General features: G+C 37.0%; 13 protein-coding genes. 8 read left to right on the top strand and 5 right to left on the bottom strand.

What is annotated here, in order from left to right; all coding sequences use genetic code 11:
* The 8 genes from L6N96_03225 to L6N96_03190 all read left to right on the top strand — a co-directional run.
* A partial coding sequence (locus tag L6N96_03225; protein MCP8323174.1) for a hypothetical protein occupies window positions 1-537 on the top strand: 537 nt, incomplete at its 5' end.
* Window positions 538-1,187: 650 nt separating this feature from the next.
* Window positions 1,188-2,816 (top strand): FecR family protein, encoded by a 1,629-nt coding sequence (locus tag L6N96_03220; GenBank protein ID MCP8323173.1) that lies wholly within the window; start codon window positions 1,188-1,190, stop codon window positions 2,814-2,816.
* A 910-nt stretch (window positions 2,817-3,726) separates the two neighbouring features.
* Window positions 3,727-4,146, top strand: coding sequence for a universal stress protein (locus tag L6N96_03215; GenBank protein ID MCP8323172.1), 420 nt, complete (start codon window positions 3,727-3,729; stop codon window positions 4,144-4,146).
* Window positions 4,147-4,203: 57 nt separating this feature from the next.
* Window positions 4,204-4,392, top strand: coding sequence for a hypothetical protein (locus tag L6N96_03210; GenBank protein MCP8323171.1), 189 nt, complete (start codon window positions 4,204-4,206; stop codon window positions 4,390-4,392).
* Window positions 4,393-5,071: 679 nt separating this feature from the next.
* Complete coding sequence (locus L6N96_03205) at window positions 5,072-5,527, top strand: hypothetical protein (protein MCP8323170.1); 456 nt, start codon at window positions 5,072-5,074, stop codon at window positions 5,525-5,527.
* Window positions 5,528-5,901: 374 nt separating this feature from the next.
* Window positions 5,902-6,321: a hypothetical protein gene (locus L6N96_03200; GenBank protein ID MCP8323169.1), complete on the top strand. Its 420-nt coding sequence runs from the start codon at window positions 5,902-5,904 to the stop codon at window positions 6,319-6,321.
* 469 nt (window positions 6,322-6,790) lie between these two features.
* Window positions 6,791-6,961: a hypothetical protein gene (locus L6N96_03195; protein ID MCP8323168.1), complete on the top strand. Its 171-nt coding sequence runs from the start codon at window positions 6,791-6,793 to the stop codon at window positions 6,959-6,961.
* Between the two features lie 25 nt (window positions 6,962-6,986).
* Window positions 6,987-7,322 carry a response regulator gene (locus tag L6N96_03190; protein ID MCP8323167.1) on the top strand — a complete coding sequence of 112 codons (336 nt, stop codon included), beginning with the start codon at window positions 6,987-6,989 and terminating at the stop codon, window positions 7,320-7,322.
* A gap of 303 nt (window positions 7,323-7,625) precedes the next feature.
* Here the strand turns inward: L6N96_03190 and L6N96_03185 are convergent, their stop codons facing one another.
* The 5 genes from L6N96_03185 to L6N96_03165 all read right to left on the bottom strand — a co-directional run bounded on the left by L6N96_03185 (window position 7,626) and on the right by L6N96_03165 (window position 14,702).
* Window positions 7,626-9,023: a B12-binding domain-containing radical SAM protein gene (locus L6N96_03185; protein MCP8323166.1), complete on the bottom strand. Its 1,398-nt coding sequence runs from the start codon at window positions 9,021-9,023 to the stop codon at window positions 7,626-7,628.
* An 813-nt stretch (window positions 9,024-9,836) separates the two neighbouring features.
* Window positions 9,837-10,832 carry a hypothetical protein gene (locus L6N96_03180; GenBank protein ID MCP8323165.1) on the bottom strand — a complete coding sequence of 332 codons (996 nt, stop codon included), beginning with the start codon at window positions 10,830-10,832 and terminating at the stop codon, window positions 9,837-9,839.
* A gap of 798 nt (window positions 10,833-11,630) precedes the next feature.
* Window positions 11,631-12,611 (bottom strand): acyltransferase, encoded by a 981-nt coding sequence (locus L6N96_03175; GenBank protein ID MCP8323164.1) that lies wholly within the window; start codon window positions 12,609-12,611, stop codon window positions 11,631-11,633.
* 577 nt (window positions 12,612-13,188) lie between these two features.
* Window positions 13,189-13,899: a DUF1003 domain-containing protein gene (locus L6N96_03170; GenBank protein ID MCP8323163.1), complete on the bottom strand. Its 711-nt coding sequence runs from the start codon at window positions 13,897-13,899 to the stop codon at window positions 13,189-13,191.
* Window positions 13,900-14,021: 122 nt separating this feature from the next.
* Window positions 14,022-14,702 carry a hypothetical protein gene (locus L6N96_03165; GenBank protein ID MCP8323162.1) on the bottom strand — a complete coding sequence of 227 codons (681 nt, stop codon included), beginning with the start codon at window positions 14,700-14,702 and terminating at the stop codon, window positions 14,022-14,024.
* Window positions 14,703-15,521: the final 819 nt, after the last annotated feature.

Genomic DNA, 15,521 nt, shown 5'->3' with positions numbered 1-15,521 from the left:
ATACAGCCTGACGGAAAGATAGTTGTCGTGGGCAGTAGCTATTACATAGGTACTTACAGCATAAGCTTATGCTCTGATGTAATAGTTCTAAAGCTTATTGGACAGGAATACCTGCTGGTACCTTCTTCTCAGCAAGGGTTTTCATACCCTTCTACAGATGCACCAAAAAAGGCTGTAGACCCAACTCTGGCAAGACCTATCGGTGTTGGTCCTGTTGCTACGGGAGGAGATACCCTTAGCATTCATATCAACATCAGTCAATTTTCAGAGACTGTTGATGTATATTTTGGCATATTCGCTCCATCAATAGAACCCGATAATGTCTATCTACTCACTTCAGATTATAGCTTTCAACCAGTCTCGATAGGGCTTAATCAATGGAAGATAAATACACCCGGCCCAATAGATGAGTATCTCTTTGGTGATATACCGATCTCAGAGCTTCCCTCAGGCATATACTATATTTACCTTGCTGTGACACCCACAGGCAGTCTTGATAACTTTTATATCTGGACAACATATTTTGAAGTACCATAAATTTCTAATAATTGGGAGGCAAAGGCACATTCCTTGTCTCCTCTTACAAAAAGAAAAAGCGCCTTTACTAACTTCTTAATGAACATATCGAGATGGAAATGATATAACAGTATTCCTCAATATTCAGTTACTCTTCAAATTGAAGAATTGTATTGAAATCTTCATCCAAGAATAATAACCCGGAGTGTGGATTAGATGAAGTAATCCGCAATATTTAATAAATCTCAACACTGTTTACTTGTAGGTGTAGCAAATAGTTAAAAGCATTTCCCTAAAAAAGCGGACTACTTCCTGTAATAAACGCTCTTATAGACTTGATAAAAATGCATAGTTCACATAGAAATACGCACTGCTGAAACTTTTCGGACACTGCATAATTTGCATTCAAACACACACATCAAATTATTTCTAAATAGTGGAATTTACATTCGAAAATATTTGGGGATATTTCTTCCTCAGAAACTAAACTTATTAGAATAACGAGTCGATACCATTAGCCTTTAATCATCATAAAAAAAGAATCACCAGTAATTTGCACATATCTAAAATAATTTCCGAAGACTTGCCTTCTTTCATTCGTATTATTTAATAAGGGCATGGATTTCATAGTAACTCTGCTGTGAGCATAGGTAGAATGAAGGAGGTATTGTATGAAAAAGCTTCTAATGGTTTTCATTATCTCTATTACATGTCTGATGATATGTTTATCAGCATTTGCTAATGTTATTGGTGCGGCAAGATTAAGCCTTATAAAAGGCGACGTTGTTGTTCAGAGAAATGATATAGGGACTGAATGGGTAGTTGCATCGATAAACCTTCCACTTATGCCTGGAGATAGAGTATGGGTTACTGAAAATGGCAGGTTGGAAATACAACTCCTTGGTGGGTCTTATATCCGTGCTGACAACAATACGAGTGTTGATATAACAAATCTGAGCAGAGATTGCGGAGATAATATTACCCAAGTTGCCGTAAGCCAAGGGAGAACATATATAAATTACAAGGGATCTGCTGATAATAATTCTGTATTTCAAGTTGATACGCCTCTAATTTCTGCCATGGCTTATAGTTCAGCAAAATTTAATGTATATGTTTATGAAGATGGATATACAGAAGTTTCTGTAATAAACGGTACTGTTTATGTCGAAGGAATGTATGGGAATACAAAGGTTGATAGTGGAGATATGATTTCAGTTGACACCAATAATTATGCAAAGCTTTCTCCAAGGAGACCTAACGATGAATGGTTAAGTTGGAACTTATCAAGAGATTCTTATATTGCGAGAACGGGGATAAGCATAAAGTATCTTCCCGCGACTCTTGATATCTATTGTGTTGATTTTGATCAGTATGGTCATTGGGTTCATACACCAGATTATGGCTATGTCTGGAGTCCTAGCATAACAGATATTACCTGGGCACCTTATAGGAAAGGAAGATGGATATGGATGAATGATGATTATGTGTGGATCTCTTATGAACCGTGGGGATGGGTACCATATCATTACGGCAGATGGGCATTAAGGGTTGGCATAGGATGGTTTTGGGTACCACCTGCATTAAATGACGTTTTCTGGGGGCCTGGTTTTGTGGCTTGGATATATACACCGACCTATGTATCATGGGTTCCACTTGCACCAAGCGAAATGTATTACGGACATGGCTATTATGGTTATCACAGTGTAAACATTACAAAGGTTAACATAAAGAATGTAATTGTAACAAATGTTTATTTAAATTCTAAAGTAGCTCATGCTGTTACTGTTGTTCATCATGACAATTTTGTTAAAGGAGTAGATGTTAAGGTTACAAATGCACCTGCCAATCCATTTCTTGCGAGATTGAAGTTATCAGTAGGAAGACCTTCTGTCAAACAGATTAATCTTTCTTCTCTGCCTTTAAAGGTTGTTCAACAGAAGCATTTACCACCAAAAACAACTCTGGATACTAAAAGAACCATAGGATTGACTAATAGAAACAGTGCTTTAAGTAGGAATATTTCTGTATTCAAAGGAAGTAAGCCCATATCTTCAATGCACGTCAATGTATTCGAAGATCCAAAGTCGATTTCATCAAATCAAAAATTGCGTCGTGTAGAACCCAGGGCTACTCCTCAGGTCAGCAATCAAGTACAACGGCAGGAATCAAGGAGTACCACTCTGTCCAACAACACTGTGCGTCGTGTAGAACCCAGGGCTACTCCTCAGGTCAGCAATCAAGTACAACGGCAGGAATCGAGAAGGGCATTTGCTCCAAACAACAATCAAACTCAACGTTAGTAGTCCAAACATGCTTCTTATTCGGGAAAAGACGAGAAGCATGAACTGAAAAAGGAGAAAACGGAAAGTAAAAGAGCCTGGCAGCATGGATAATAGGAATAGCAACAATATCTATATGTTCAACGGTTTATGCATATGAAGGTAAAGAAAGGGTCAAGTCCATAGGCACTTGCAAAAATGAAAAGGCTTGGTATTAGGAATTGAGATCTCCTTCTAAAATAGCGATAACCAAGTCTTTTAAGAAATAATTAAAGGATATAATTAATTTGTTACAAGTGGTCTCAGCAATGGCTCTGCCTTTTTTTGTTTGTTTCTGTTGTAAATCAACAAATTTCTTATGACCTCAAAAATCAATACTTGTAGGTGCAGCAAATAACCTGAAATAGAAATTTCGTTTACCCCTTTCTTCCTAGAACAAACATCTGAAAGCTGACCAGAAAGGTATATAGTTACACTGACAGTCCACAAGCAATGACGCCAATTATGGAGCCAATAGCTTTGTTAGATCGGTCTAACGAGTAAAATCATTCTGATATCCTTCCCCAGGGTCTAAAGGTGTTCCATATTGGAACGCTTGAACCAGACAGAATTAAGACTATAGACAACCTCAGCAGGGATTATGCAGAAGAGGTTCTTCAGATGTTCGGAGGCGATAAATCAAAGGTTGCAGGGATTCTTGTCATATCGAGAACCAGTCTTTGGCGTATTTTGAAAAAATAGAAATCTCACCTGAAGAGAATAATGTTCATATCCGTTCAAATATGAAACACTTCCTCGGCTACAGCCTTCCATTTTTCCCTTATTTTTCAATTAGTTATATTATGGCATTCTTCTTGCTTCTTTCTAATTCAAGGAAAGCTTAAGGATAAAAAAATGAAAGAAGCTTTATTAAATACAAAGGAGGAAGGAAATGGAAGGTTACAAAAAAGTGCTCATCGCAGTTAATGGGAAAATCGATGTCCTCACTGAAGGTTTGAAATCAGTCAAGGATGAAAAATGCGTAGTAACAGTTTTAAAGGTTGTACCTTCCTATGAAGGAGATCTCAGCCTAGTAGGTGTTAGAAATATTGAAGATGTATTGAACGGTGACAGAGATCGACTCATATCTGAAATTGAAGATGTCGCAAAGGCTAAGGGTGCTGTGGTAACAACAAGAGTCGAAGAAGGAGATATCCAAGAAAAGATTGTCGAAGTGGCTGAAGAAGAAAAAAGCGATATGATCATAATGGGAGATGGGAAACAGAGTCTTGTCAAAAAAGTTCTTGGTATGAATGTTACAGAAAAGGTTGTTAGCCAGGCTCCCTGTCCTGTAGTTAAAGTTAAAGTTTAAAGACAGGATAAAGAAATCCAATAAATAAAAAACCCCTGTAGGCTTCTATAGGGGTTTTTGTTTGCTCTTCAAGCTAAAGATAAAGTATTAAATTTTACTCTGCATTGTCATTGTGAGCCCGAAGAGGTGGTAACAGCTGTTAATCTTGCCAAGGATCTAAAAAGCCTACAGTCATTACGTGCAAATTTACGGGATATGATGAGATACTCTGCACTGTGTGATGTGAAGAGATTTACTTCAATTTAGGGACCAGCTATCCCACGATGTGGCAACATGCTGCAAGTGTGTTTAAAGAAGCATATTTGTACCAATAATCATCAATTTTCTTGTCTGTCAAATAATAAAGACTTGTAGGTGGATTCCGCAATCTCGATTATCCTTGAGGATGCGTATTTACATGTGTAATCCTCACCTAATAAATATCATAAGAAACACACACCATTTTTAGGGATTAAGAAGATTCTCAAATACTTCCTGTACTCCACACCTCTCAGAGCTTTGATAAAGAGCCACAGTTTACATAGAAATCTGCATTCAAAAAGTTTCTGCTAACGGGGATCCTTACAAAACTCGATACCTATAATCATCAACAGGTTTAACAAATAAATAGATTTTTTAATTGATAATTTAAGTTTATCTGTAATTCTGTAATACTGTAATACTGTAATACAATGTTGAGTGATAAAGGCTCTTCCTACCACAATTACAAATTAGTGAAAAGGGGGAATAGAAGAATATACCCTGCAGAATTAAGAGATTAATTTTTAAACAGGAGTATTTATGATGAAAGGGGGTGATAACTTTCCATAAGTTCTTTTTTTAAAAAAACTACCACTTAAAGATAAGGAGGTATAAGATGCTGAAAAAGAAAAGTATTTATATTTGTTTCATTGTTTTATTCACTTGCTTTTTAGCTCAGGGGAGTATGGCTCAGGAGGTTGAAATTGAACTTCAGGCCGTCGGAGAATCTTCAACACCTATTTTTGTGCCTGGTCATGAAGGCGATATTACACAGATAGCAGGATTTCAATATGAGCAAGATATTCTTATAGGGAGTGATGTAATTGGAACCTCTTCCGGGACGATTACTTTATTATCGCCCCCTTTAAATTTATTAGAACCCTTTATTTTTGCAACAGTTCAAACTACATCCTCTTTCCTAGGATTAGGGACTTTCGAAGAGTCTGGTTATGCCGTTGGTTTAACAAACAGCAACACCCTTACTACTGGAGAGGTCACGTTGTCAGTTACTGGCTCAGTAAGTAATGGAACAGGAGCTTTAGCAGATATTTATGGGGTAGTAACAGGCATAGGAACGACCAACATTGCTACTTCTCAAGGAACTATGAAAGAGATATATCGACTTCGACTTGGATATTAAGTTTGAATATTTTGGCACCAATCAGTATTTTTGACAGAACTACAATCGGGATTAAGGCACGGGGAGAAAATTACCCCTGTGCCTTATAACAAATAATCACAAAGAAGTTTTTAATACAGAAAAAATAAGGCAGAGTCAGGAACGGCTTTGTCTTTTTGTTTCCACCTTAAATACACAGGTGGTTCAGTTACTCATACATGCGTAATAGTAGGTCTAGCAAACAATCTATAAACGATCCTTGTAGTGCGTCTTTAATGAAGAAAGGAGTGACCTGCCCCACATCATTGTACCATAAGTAGTGTATTATTTACATGCAGTTAGTTCTGGCGAGGTCATTGCCCAATCATCTTTTCTGGCGAAAGGAGGTGATTTAAATGAAGAAGACGATACCGATTATCGTGGTAGTACTCTTTACATTTGCTCTTGCCTCAGTATCCTTCGCAGCAGAGAAGAAGGCTGAGATGGCAAAACCAACTGAGAAGCCCAAAGTGCATTATGTTGATGGAAAGGTCAAGGCATTAGATACAGAAGCCCAGACCATTACTATAGCTAAGAACGTAAAGGGTAAAGAACAGGAGACTATTATCACCACTGACAAAGAGACCAGCTTTACTTTGGGTAAAGAGAAGAAGATGCTTGCAGATGTGAAGATTGGCAATTATGTGGCTGTCAAGTACACAGAGGTTGAAGGCAAGAACTTAGCAAATAAAGTTGCTATCAGGCCTATTAAGAAGATAGCTAAGGTGGAAAGTAAAAAGAAAATAGTTGAGTCAGGAAAAGAAACGGGTAAATAAATAGAAGAGGAAGGAGAGTAATGTGAGATAGGGGGGATTTGTTCCCCCCCGTTTACTTAAGCTCCTTTATTTTATTGCATATTAACAATCAATAATCATCAATATTTAGGTTGACTTAGAAACGCAAAATATCAGGTAGCATTGATAAAAATGGTGTGTTGCCTTTGGAGTGAAAGATGTTAAAGTCGTATTAGCGACAAAGGAGGCAACTGTTCTTCCTGAAGCAAGCACTCATTGAGACTTCTCAAAAGATACATAGTACAAATAATAATCCTTTCCTCTTTTGCAAAGAAAAACTCACCATTTTAATTTGCATGTTATATTCCTTTAATCAGTAATCAGTAGGCTATAAATGCCTCATGTGTATCCCATATTTTTTCGGGAGTGGTTTGGCTGTAACCCTTTTTATGGTAATTATCTGTAATCATTATCACATTTAATTTTTTTCAATACTTGTTAGATTTTATTTATGAAGAGAATTAAGAAAAAGGACTGCACGAAGACATGGCGTAGTGTGCGGTGCACCATAAAAGATACGCGTTACACAGTAGAGAAGGTATCACCACTTGTGAAAAGTGTCAAAAGCTTCATAACTGTAAATTCTGGGAAGGGATCGCAATTAGGGAAGGAAAAAATATAATAAGAATAACTAATAATGAGAGCTGATGCAAAGCAACATAAAAATATTAATCGTTGACGACGAAACAATAACACTTAAGAACCTTCTTCATGTGATGGAAAAGGAAGGTTATGAGGTACTAGGGGTATCGAGTGGGCCAGATGCCTTGAAAATCCTTGAGAACCAAGAATTTGATGTTGTGCTTGCAGATTTAAAAATGAAAAAGGTGGATGGGATTCAGATTCTAAAGAGATGTAAAGAACTTTATCCAGATACACAGGTAATAATGATAACAGGTTATGCAACGGTAGAAGCGGTAGTTAGCGCAATGAAAATGGAGCATTCTATTGCATTGCAAAGCCCTTTGAGCTGGATCAGATAAGAAAGGTGGCCAAAGAAGCAATAGAAATGGTCAGACTGAAAAAGGGAGACATACAACTAAGTGAGTGTATTGAGAAAGGGTAAAGGTCTCACTCCTTCGCACTAACCTAACAGTCCGCTAATCTCTTCCTTCCTGAAATAAGCAAAATGAAATCCTGCTATAATGATGTAGATTACTTCTGATAATCGACAAATAATGCTATAAAACGCGGACACCTTAATTTTAGAATATGAAGAGTAAAACATTATAAGGAATGAACCAACGTGAAGATCGCATCCATAACCTTTACAGCATTTTCGGTCGCTAGGCCTTTAATGTCTGACCCTTAATGTACCATTCTTGTAGATGCTTAGCTATGCGTAAATGCCTCTCTTTTTTAATATCATCATTGACCCACTTGCTTTGCCAGCGAGGTTCTCGTCCAAAAGCAACTCGTGCGTCGTGTTGGTCATATCCATAACCATCAAGCAATTCAATGTTAAAACGACGAACAAAATCCATATCAAGCTCGCCAGGTTGAATTTGAGATAGACGGAAAGGCCAAGTTGCCACTTCTAAAAAGTCAGAAGGGTTATAATCATCAACAAAATGAAGAAGTTGTAAAAAATCTTCTTCTCTTTCTGAAGGAAAACTATGCATTAAATAGATAATAGGCTTTATTTGCCTATCTACTGAACCTCGTATAATTCTTACAATTTCTTCTCGAGGTAGAAATTTTCCCATGTCTTTTAGAACTCTTGTAGAAGGAGTTTCCAACGCTAAAAGGATACCAGAAAAACCTGCATCCTGCATCAAATCCAGCATTTCTTCGTCAACCGAAGGTAATAAAGCTAAAAATCCATAAATTCTAATTCCAAACTTTGCACCTATTAAAGCTCGACATATATTTTTGAATACAGGAGGGTTTCCATTAATAAGATTATCAGCAAATACAATTTCCTTGATATCGTATTCCTTTATATCTCTCTCAATTTCTTTCAGAAGATGTTCAACAGATCTCTGACCAAAGTGCGGATGATGTTTACGAGAATTGCAAAATGTGCAACGACGTATACACCCACGGCTTCCTAATATAGGAAATGCGCCTAACAGGCGATATTGGAAATATTTTTTTAGGTCAAAATCGCTAAAATCTGCAAGAGGCAATTCATTAGGGTCAAGTTGAGTTCTGGTTGGTGTAACTACAACTCGCTCTCCCTGCTTAGTCCACATTCCTGGGACATTTGATATTGGTTGCGACTTTTCTATTGCCTCAACAATGTCCAAAATAGCCTGTTCCCCTTCTCCCTGTAATATTCCACTAACTGATTTATGTTGTAACACATGAGATAATAAAGCGTGATTAGATGGAAGGGCAAAAGGGCCTCCTAAAATAATCACTGTATCTGGACTAAGATTGTTAATCTCCATTGCCAAGGCAAGTGAAGGTACCAGCATACCATGATAAAGGATACTTAAGCCGATCAAATTAGGTTGCCCATCCAATGCTTGTTTCGCCCAATCATAAACAGTCTTATGAAACTTAACTCTAAATTTCTCAGCAGCTTCAAGTTTAGGTTCTACCCCTAATTCTTCTGTTGAAATCCATGCCCCGTGAGCATAATCAGGATTCAAATCAATACAATGAGCGTGAATACCATGTGCTTTCAGAGAACCTGCTAAATGGGCGATTCCAATAGGAGGTGCCCATTTAGTTTGCATTGTAGCTGGAGTGGTTATTAAACGAACAAAAATAATAATCACCTCAAGAAAAAATTTTTCTACATATAACTAAATAAAAAATACTCAATTAGATAAAGACATATTTCTATCTTGATTAAATTAATACGCATTAATACCAAAATTCAATATTTTTCGATCTTTCATAACAGCGTTATGATTCTGTCTTATATTCCTATATGAGATACTTCCTTGACCTGCCCCAATCTAATGACCCACTTGACTTCTCCTGCCATTAATCTTTTTTCATAAAAACTAAAGGCGAGATATTCCACTGGCCCTTTCTTATTGCATATTTCTATCGGTAATCATTAATTCTTATTATACTCCGCTTAATGTATTTGTTTGTAGGTGCACTCCGTATCCTCAGGGCTGAAATCAACACTAAATGATTCTCACAGTAGTCCGCAAAACTGAACACAGGTCAAAGGGTATTGAGTTCCTCAGATAGTATGCCCTTTGGGTATCGTGAGGGCTGTGACTTCCATGAAAAAATCTACATCTGGCTCAATAGGCTCGGTGTGAAATTCCGGGAGAAATAAACAGTGCATTCCTTTTTGCAATTTTCACCCCATATTACGCATAGACTTTTTGTTTACTGCACCTACAAAGAAACATCCCAGACATACTCTAAACACTGAGGATTATCAAGAGAAACAAACAAAAAAGCATAGCCAGTGCTGACTCTGCTTTAGGTATACAAAAAGATTATTCTTACACCTAACCGTAATGTTGATGTGAATAGATGTAAGGCAGTAGGGAGCATTCGCTCCCTCTGCCCTTAAATTAACTGAATTAATAACGAGTTGGGTAAAAAGTTGCGGTGAAGTAATCCCACCACAATGTACCAGTTGTAGAGGTGTCTTCTCTGCACGCCTTGAGGTAGTAAGTTTTTGTTCCGGCTGAGACATTATACACTATGTTGAGAGAAAAACTCTTCTCGTCATAATATACACCAATTACATCGCTTTCGAGGTAAGGTGCCAGATTATCGAAGGTTGAACCACCAGAAGCGTCGTCAATTCCAACACGAACCCATTTGGAGGCAGTACCGGGATTGTAAATTCCACTTGCCTGTACATGGATATAGCCGGATGTAGGTGCAGTAAGAGAGATCGATGCAAGATCAGTCAGAGAAGAGCAGACGCTTGATATAGTAGAAACAATTTTTGAACCAAGTGCAACATACTCTATCCCAGGCTCATCCAAAATGTGCAAAGCTGTTAAGGTATTGCCATAAATGTCATCACCGTCCTTTGTTATCCTCACAAACCTTACTGCGTCTGCTACAACAATTTGGTTGAGTTCACAATTGTTCCCCACCTCTACAATTGCGGGAACAGAAGAGCTAAGCTGTACGTTATCACAAAAGACCCATTCACCACCTCTTTGCTCCTGATTCAGTGTGCAGCTTCCTACCAGTGTTGATGTGTTTCCTCTATAAATGCGGTATCTGGCAGAGTTTGTGCGGTTTGGATGAGTTACCCAGCGGACATAGACAGCATATCTACCTGTAATATCTGGAAGTATGCCTATCGAGTTTGAGTTAAAACTCGCATTTGCTGTTACTGCACCGGCGTCAGAATCGTTTCCGTTACATACAGCATATCTGTAATTATCCCCATAGTAGAGAATTCTGTTTGTAGATTTTGTCCATGTGCCTGTGAATGTTGCGGTGTGATTATCCATATCAATCATTGCATCATCATCATCGACTGCCAATGCAGAATCATTCATAAGACAAATCCCCAAAACTAGTATTAAAATCCCTATTGCTCTTGTAAAAACCATCTTCCTCACCCTCTTTTTCTTGTATTATGGTCTTACATATGGTTTCTGTACTTTTATGAAGCTGTGAATCTCACTACCACCTCCTCTCATTAGTTGAGAAAGTAAATCCATCATTGATTAATTCTTTGGGATTTAGGTTTTATTCCTTAAAAAAAGCCACGTCTATCTATCTTTATAGAAATGGGTTTTTACTCGAAAGGGTTAGTTAATTTTATCTTAAATAGATAAAATTAATCTACAAAAAATATAGAAAATGATTCTATTAATTTCTGTTTGTAATATTGCATTGATAGGACAGATTCAAGAATACATATTTCAGGAAGAAAGGGGGTAAACAAGGCTGGTGTTTCAGATTATTTAGTGCACCTACAACTATAAACTGCAGCTAAATTGAGGGACTCACAAATTCCAAAAGAAATCGAACAGAAAGATAGCCCACCTTCAGGAATTATTTGTTCCCAAAGGCAGGCTTCTTTTGTGATGTTCAATCAGATTGCACATGGAACTATCACCTTGCCATTTTCTTTCTCAGTATAAAACCACCAGCGACTGTTAGGCTGACAAGGGTTATGATGAGCCATGTGGGGTTGTAGCCAACGGGGGTTGGTGTACTATCACTCATTTCTTCTAATGTTATAGTGTCAACATATACTTAAGATAAACCGTCCTCGGACCATGCATCTGTAAAAATACCATCTCGGAACTGCTTGGGCATTCCAGCCTGAGTATGACTATGAGGTATGCCAACCTCGCTCCGAGCCACAAGCAGAGGGCGGTGGGGATGTTGGATAAGAAATCCTAGTTCTTTTGAAGAAGCCTTGAACTGGTAATTGAAACGGCTCTTTCCATAATAGACATTAGATACACAAAGACAGGTAGCAACAAGAAAGTGATTATAACGCTTACAATAGAATCAACGTGGATTATATTTGCTTTTACAAGAGCCTTATAATAAAACACATGAAAAAGGTAAATCGAATATGAACACATTCCTAAAGAGCAAATTAAACCAGAAAATATTAATTTATTATGAAGCATACTTGTGAATGCATAACAGATGTAGATAGAACTGACTAGCAGGAAAAGACCAAATATCATTCCAGAACCATCAAATAGCACAGAATTATTTCGAGTTAAAATGACTGAAGATAGAAATAATATCAGTGCTATTAATATATGTATTTTTGTTTTCACGGGTTTTTCAATACTGTAAAGAATCATTCCTCCTAGAAATAAGTAAATGTGCCCAAGAGGGACAAACCTGTAAACAAAGTTTGCCCTTGTAAACCCAATCCCATAGTGCAAATAAATCATATAAGTAGCAACTAAAGTCAACAGACTAATTATTAGCAGTCTTAATTTATCTAATTTAACGATAAGTAGATATATAAAGGGGGCGATAATATAGCACTGGAGAAGTGAAGTGATAAACCAGTATATACCTGGAGCCTGCACAAAGGGAACTGCAAGAAATGTATAAAGGTTGAACTCCCCCGTTTCAAGAAAAAAGAAAATGGAAACTGATAAAAAATAAAGAGGATAAATCCTCAGAAATCTTTTTAGGTAAAATCTTGATAGAGATAGTTCTCCAGATTTGGAGGACTTGCTCAGAGATGCATAAATTCCATAGCCGCTTAAAACAAAAAAAACTGCTATGAATCCATTTGCAAATTCTGATAACTTTAAAGATGTGTAAAAATTAACATAGTGATTACATAAAACAGAAAAGATTGCTAATCCCTTTAAAAAATCAGACACTAACTTGCTCATGTTCGTCATTATATCCCCCTGCCAGACAAAACACCAGACAATTCAACAAAAAGGGGCTGTGCCTTTCGACACAAACTTGATTTAAATGGTGGGCGATGCGGGTTTTGAACCTGCGACCCCTGCCGTGTGAAGGCAGTGCTCTCTTTTGTTGCTTCACGATCGCTGTAGAATACCAGTTGTACTGTCATATGGAAACCTTTCTTAAGGGTATTAATTTTAAAGGAATAGGAAGACGGTTTTTTTATGATTATGAGTAATCTGAACCATTTTTAGAAATTCTGAAGTGTTAATTCCCATATGAAAGATGCACTTTTATTTAAACACTGAGAGGTGTGAAGTACAGGAAGAAGTTTTACCTCCATATAACTAATGCAGTACCGTGCGACTTTCTCCCCGAAGTAGCATGCCTTTTTTCTCAAAGATACCTACAAGTCTGCAGAATCAAGTAGTGCAAAGTCTTATAGGTTTTTTACATCAAATACGCACATCTATTTCAATGCATTCAGAAAAACTTTCAAGTAGAAATAAATATTGGCGATTATAAATGATTGGCAAATTGAAATCTTCACTAAAAAGAGACAAACAATCAAGATTTTTTATGAGAGAGCTCCTCCATTAAGTCAATTTGTATTTTTTGTATTTCCAACAGCCTGTTCCATTGATTCATAAGAAGATGATCAATTTTTTCCTGCAGATGGCGAATCTCCAGTTCTGCTTTTAAGTTAATACGATAATCGTATTCTGCCCGTAATCGATCCTTTGCTTCTTGTCGATTTTGACTCATCATGATGACGGGAGCTTGAATCGCAGCGAGGCATGAAAGGATGAGATTCAGGAATATATATGGATATGGATCAAAGGGCTTTCGGACAAGTATAGTTGAGTTTATGGCTACCCATAATAATAGGACACCGATGAAAATACTTATAAATCCCCAGCTTCCCCCAAAATCTGCAATCCTATCAGCTAACCGTTCCCCTAATGTTAGTTGTTTGTCATACTCAATATTAATGTTCGTTGACAGGAGTTCTTGCTCCTGAAGACTTTTGACAACCTGTTCTTCTAAAGCAGAAAGTTCACCTTTGTCTGCTTCGATAATATCTTGGATATACTCTGCCCTGAAATGATTAAGATCATCGATACAAATAAAACCACTGGTAGACCAATCAGGATATGTTTTTTGAATTTCCTTAACAATAGGTTCTCTGATCAATTCTGCTGACAAGACCTCGCTCATTTTTTTTGGCTTTTTGCAAATTTGGCATATTACAGCTTGTTCAGTATTTTTTTGTGCCATGATTCTTTCCTCCTCAATAATATTCTGTTATAAATAATAGTTCTCTAGAATTATCTAATAATTGAGGATCCTTAAGACTCAAGATATGATGGAACCCAATCTGATTATCCCCTCATACCACTTTATTCATCAAGGATTTCCCTAAGGCTTTTGAGATTACCGTAGAGCACCATTTTATCACCCTCCTGTACCCTTTCATGATGTTTTCTGGGGATTGGAATCCAATTATTGCCACGCTCGATTCCGAGGATAATAATATCGGGGCTGCGGAACCTCCATTCTGCGAGTGACACATCAATAAGTTGTGAATCCTTTTTGATGGTCTTTTTTATAAGGCCATATCCTTCAAGGAAATGGAGAAGATCTTCTGCTGTGCCTTCTTCAAAAGCTTGAATTCGAACGAGCTTTCGTTCGATAAAGCTTTCCCATTTTTGAGTAAACCCCCTGGATTTCCCGAGTCTGTAAATAAGATACACCCCAAACACGAAGAGAACGAAATGAATAGGTAGTTCATATCCTTTGCTCGTTACGACAGATGAAGTAGCCGAAATGATCACTGCCACAATTCCTGCGTTCCCTAGTATCATAAGGATGCTGATGATTTTCCTCCTCTGCGGATTATTGACTACTTTTTCGGCTTCACGTGTTGTAAACCCAGTTCCTGTAAATGCTGAAAGCGATTGAAATACTGCTCTTGGCCTGTCAACACCGGTCATCATTAGTGCAATTGCTCCAGCCCGTACAATAAGAAAGGAAAAAAAGATTGCAACCAAAGTCGGAAACAAATAATACAGTCCGGACATATCTACCTCCTATACATTTCGGTTGTCAGCGCCCATTTTTGATATTTTATCAAAATAGACTGCTTCAATATACAAACATAGTCGAAGACATGGAACCAAGGGTGAAGTTGGTTATTTAGGAGGGAGTATTAAATTCATCTGAGGCTGTTCTTATTGTTAATAAAAATAAAATACTTAAAGATATTATCTACAAACCAAATCGCCTTTCAGAGGTTAAAGTTCGTCTTGATAAAGCTCGCTGCAATCTAAATCTCATGAATTGGTTTTTTTATTTCTTCCTGAAATATTGATTTATGAATCTTGCCCACAATGCAATATTTCAACCAGAAATCAATAAGATAATTTAAGTCATCATTGACCAAGGTAAGCCCAATTTTAATGAAGGCATTAGAAGTTGTAATTTTCAAAGGAGAACGAGATAGTTTATAATATTAGCAATTATACACTCTTAACTGCCTATTATTCTTATTAGAGAATTTCATATATATATAACACATCCAAATTAGTGTAAACACATAATTATAAATATAAAGAATTGTGATACCCAGATACGGGAATAAACTTAAGGATCAAACAATTCAAAGAAAAAGTTTTTTTCCATTCTAATTTTAAATGAGAACTTAAATAATAGTAAATTTTTGAGATTGAAAATTAATATTTCAAAGATATGAATAGGTTTAGCGCTTTTATAAAGTCCTCGCCTTCGTGTCGAGCTCTATTGCCTGTAATTCACACATGTGAAGCTTTTGACTTTAGGAGAATTATTGAAGATGAAGAATCAGGCTAAAAGTAATATAGCAGTAGAGCCCCTAATAGCTG

The sequence above is a fragment of the Candidatus Methylarchaceae archaeon HK02M2 genome (assembly GCA_024256165.1).
Lineage (GTDB): Archaea > Thermoproteota > Nitrososphaeria > Nitrososphaerales > JACAEJ01 > HK02M2.
This window is presented reverse-complemented; position numbering and strand designations above follow the sequence as displayed.

Coding starts and splice junctions, on each gene's coding strand:
- L6N96_03220 (MCP8323173.1), top strand. CDS start 1,188: ATGAAAAAGCTTCTAATGGTTTTCATTATCTCTATTACATGTCTGATG.
- L6N96_03215 (MCP8323172.1), top strand. CDS start 3,727: ATGGAAGGTTACAAAAAAGTGCTCATCGCAGTTAATGGGAAAATCGAT.
- L6N96_03205 (MCP8323170.1), top strand. CDS start 5,072: ATGGCTCAGGAGGTTGAAATTGAACTTCAGGCCGTCGGAGAATCTTCA.
- L6N96_03200 (MCP8323169.1), top strand. CDS start 5,902: ATGAAGAAGACGATACCGATTATCGTGGTAGTACTCTTTACATTTGCT.
- L6N96_03195 (MCP8323168.1), top strand. CDS start 6,791: ATGAAGAGAATTAAGAAAAAGGACTGCACGAAGACATGGCGTAGTGTG.
- L6N96_03190 (MCP8323167.1), top strand. CDS start 6,987: ATGCAAAGCAACATAAAAATATTAATCGTTGACGACGAAACAATAACA.
- L6N96_03185 (MCP8323166.1), bottom strand. CDS start 9,023: ATGCAAACTAAATGGGCACCTCCTATTGGAATCGCCCATTTAGCAGGT.
- L6N96_03180 (MCP8323165.1), bottom strand. CDS start 10,832: ATGGTTTTTACAAGAGCAATAGGGATTTTAATACTAGTTTTGGGGATT.
- L6N96_03175 (MCP8323164.1), bottom strand. CDS start 12,611: ATGACGAACATGAGCAAGTTAGTGTCTGATTTTTTAAAGGGATTAGCA.
- L6N96_03170 (MCP8323163.1), bottom strand. CDS start 13,899: ATGGCACAAAAAAATACTGAACAAGCTGTAATATGCCAAATTTGCAAA.
- L6N96_03165 (MCP8323162.1), bottom strand. CDS start 14,702: ATGTCCGGACTGTATTATTTGTTTCCGACTTTGGTTGCAATCTTTTTT.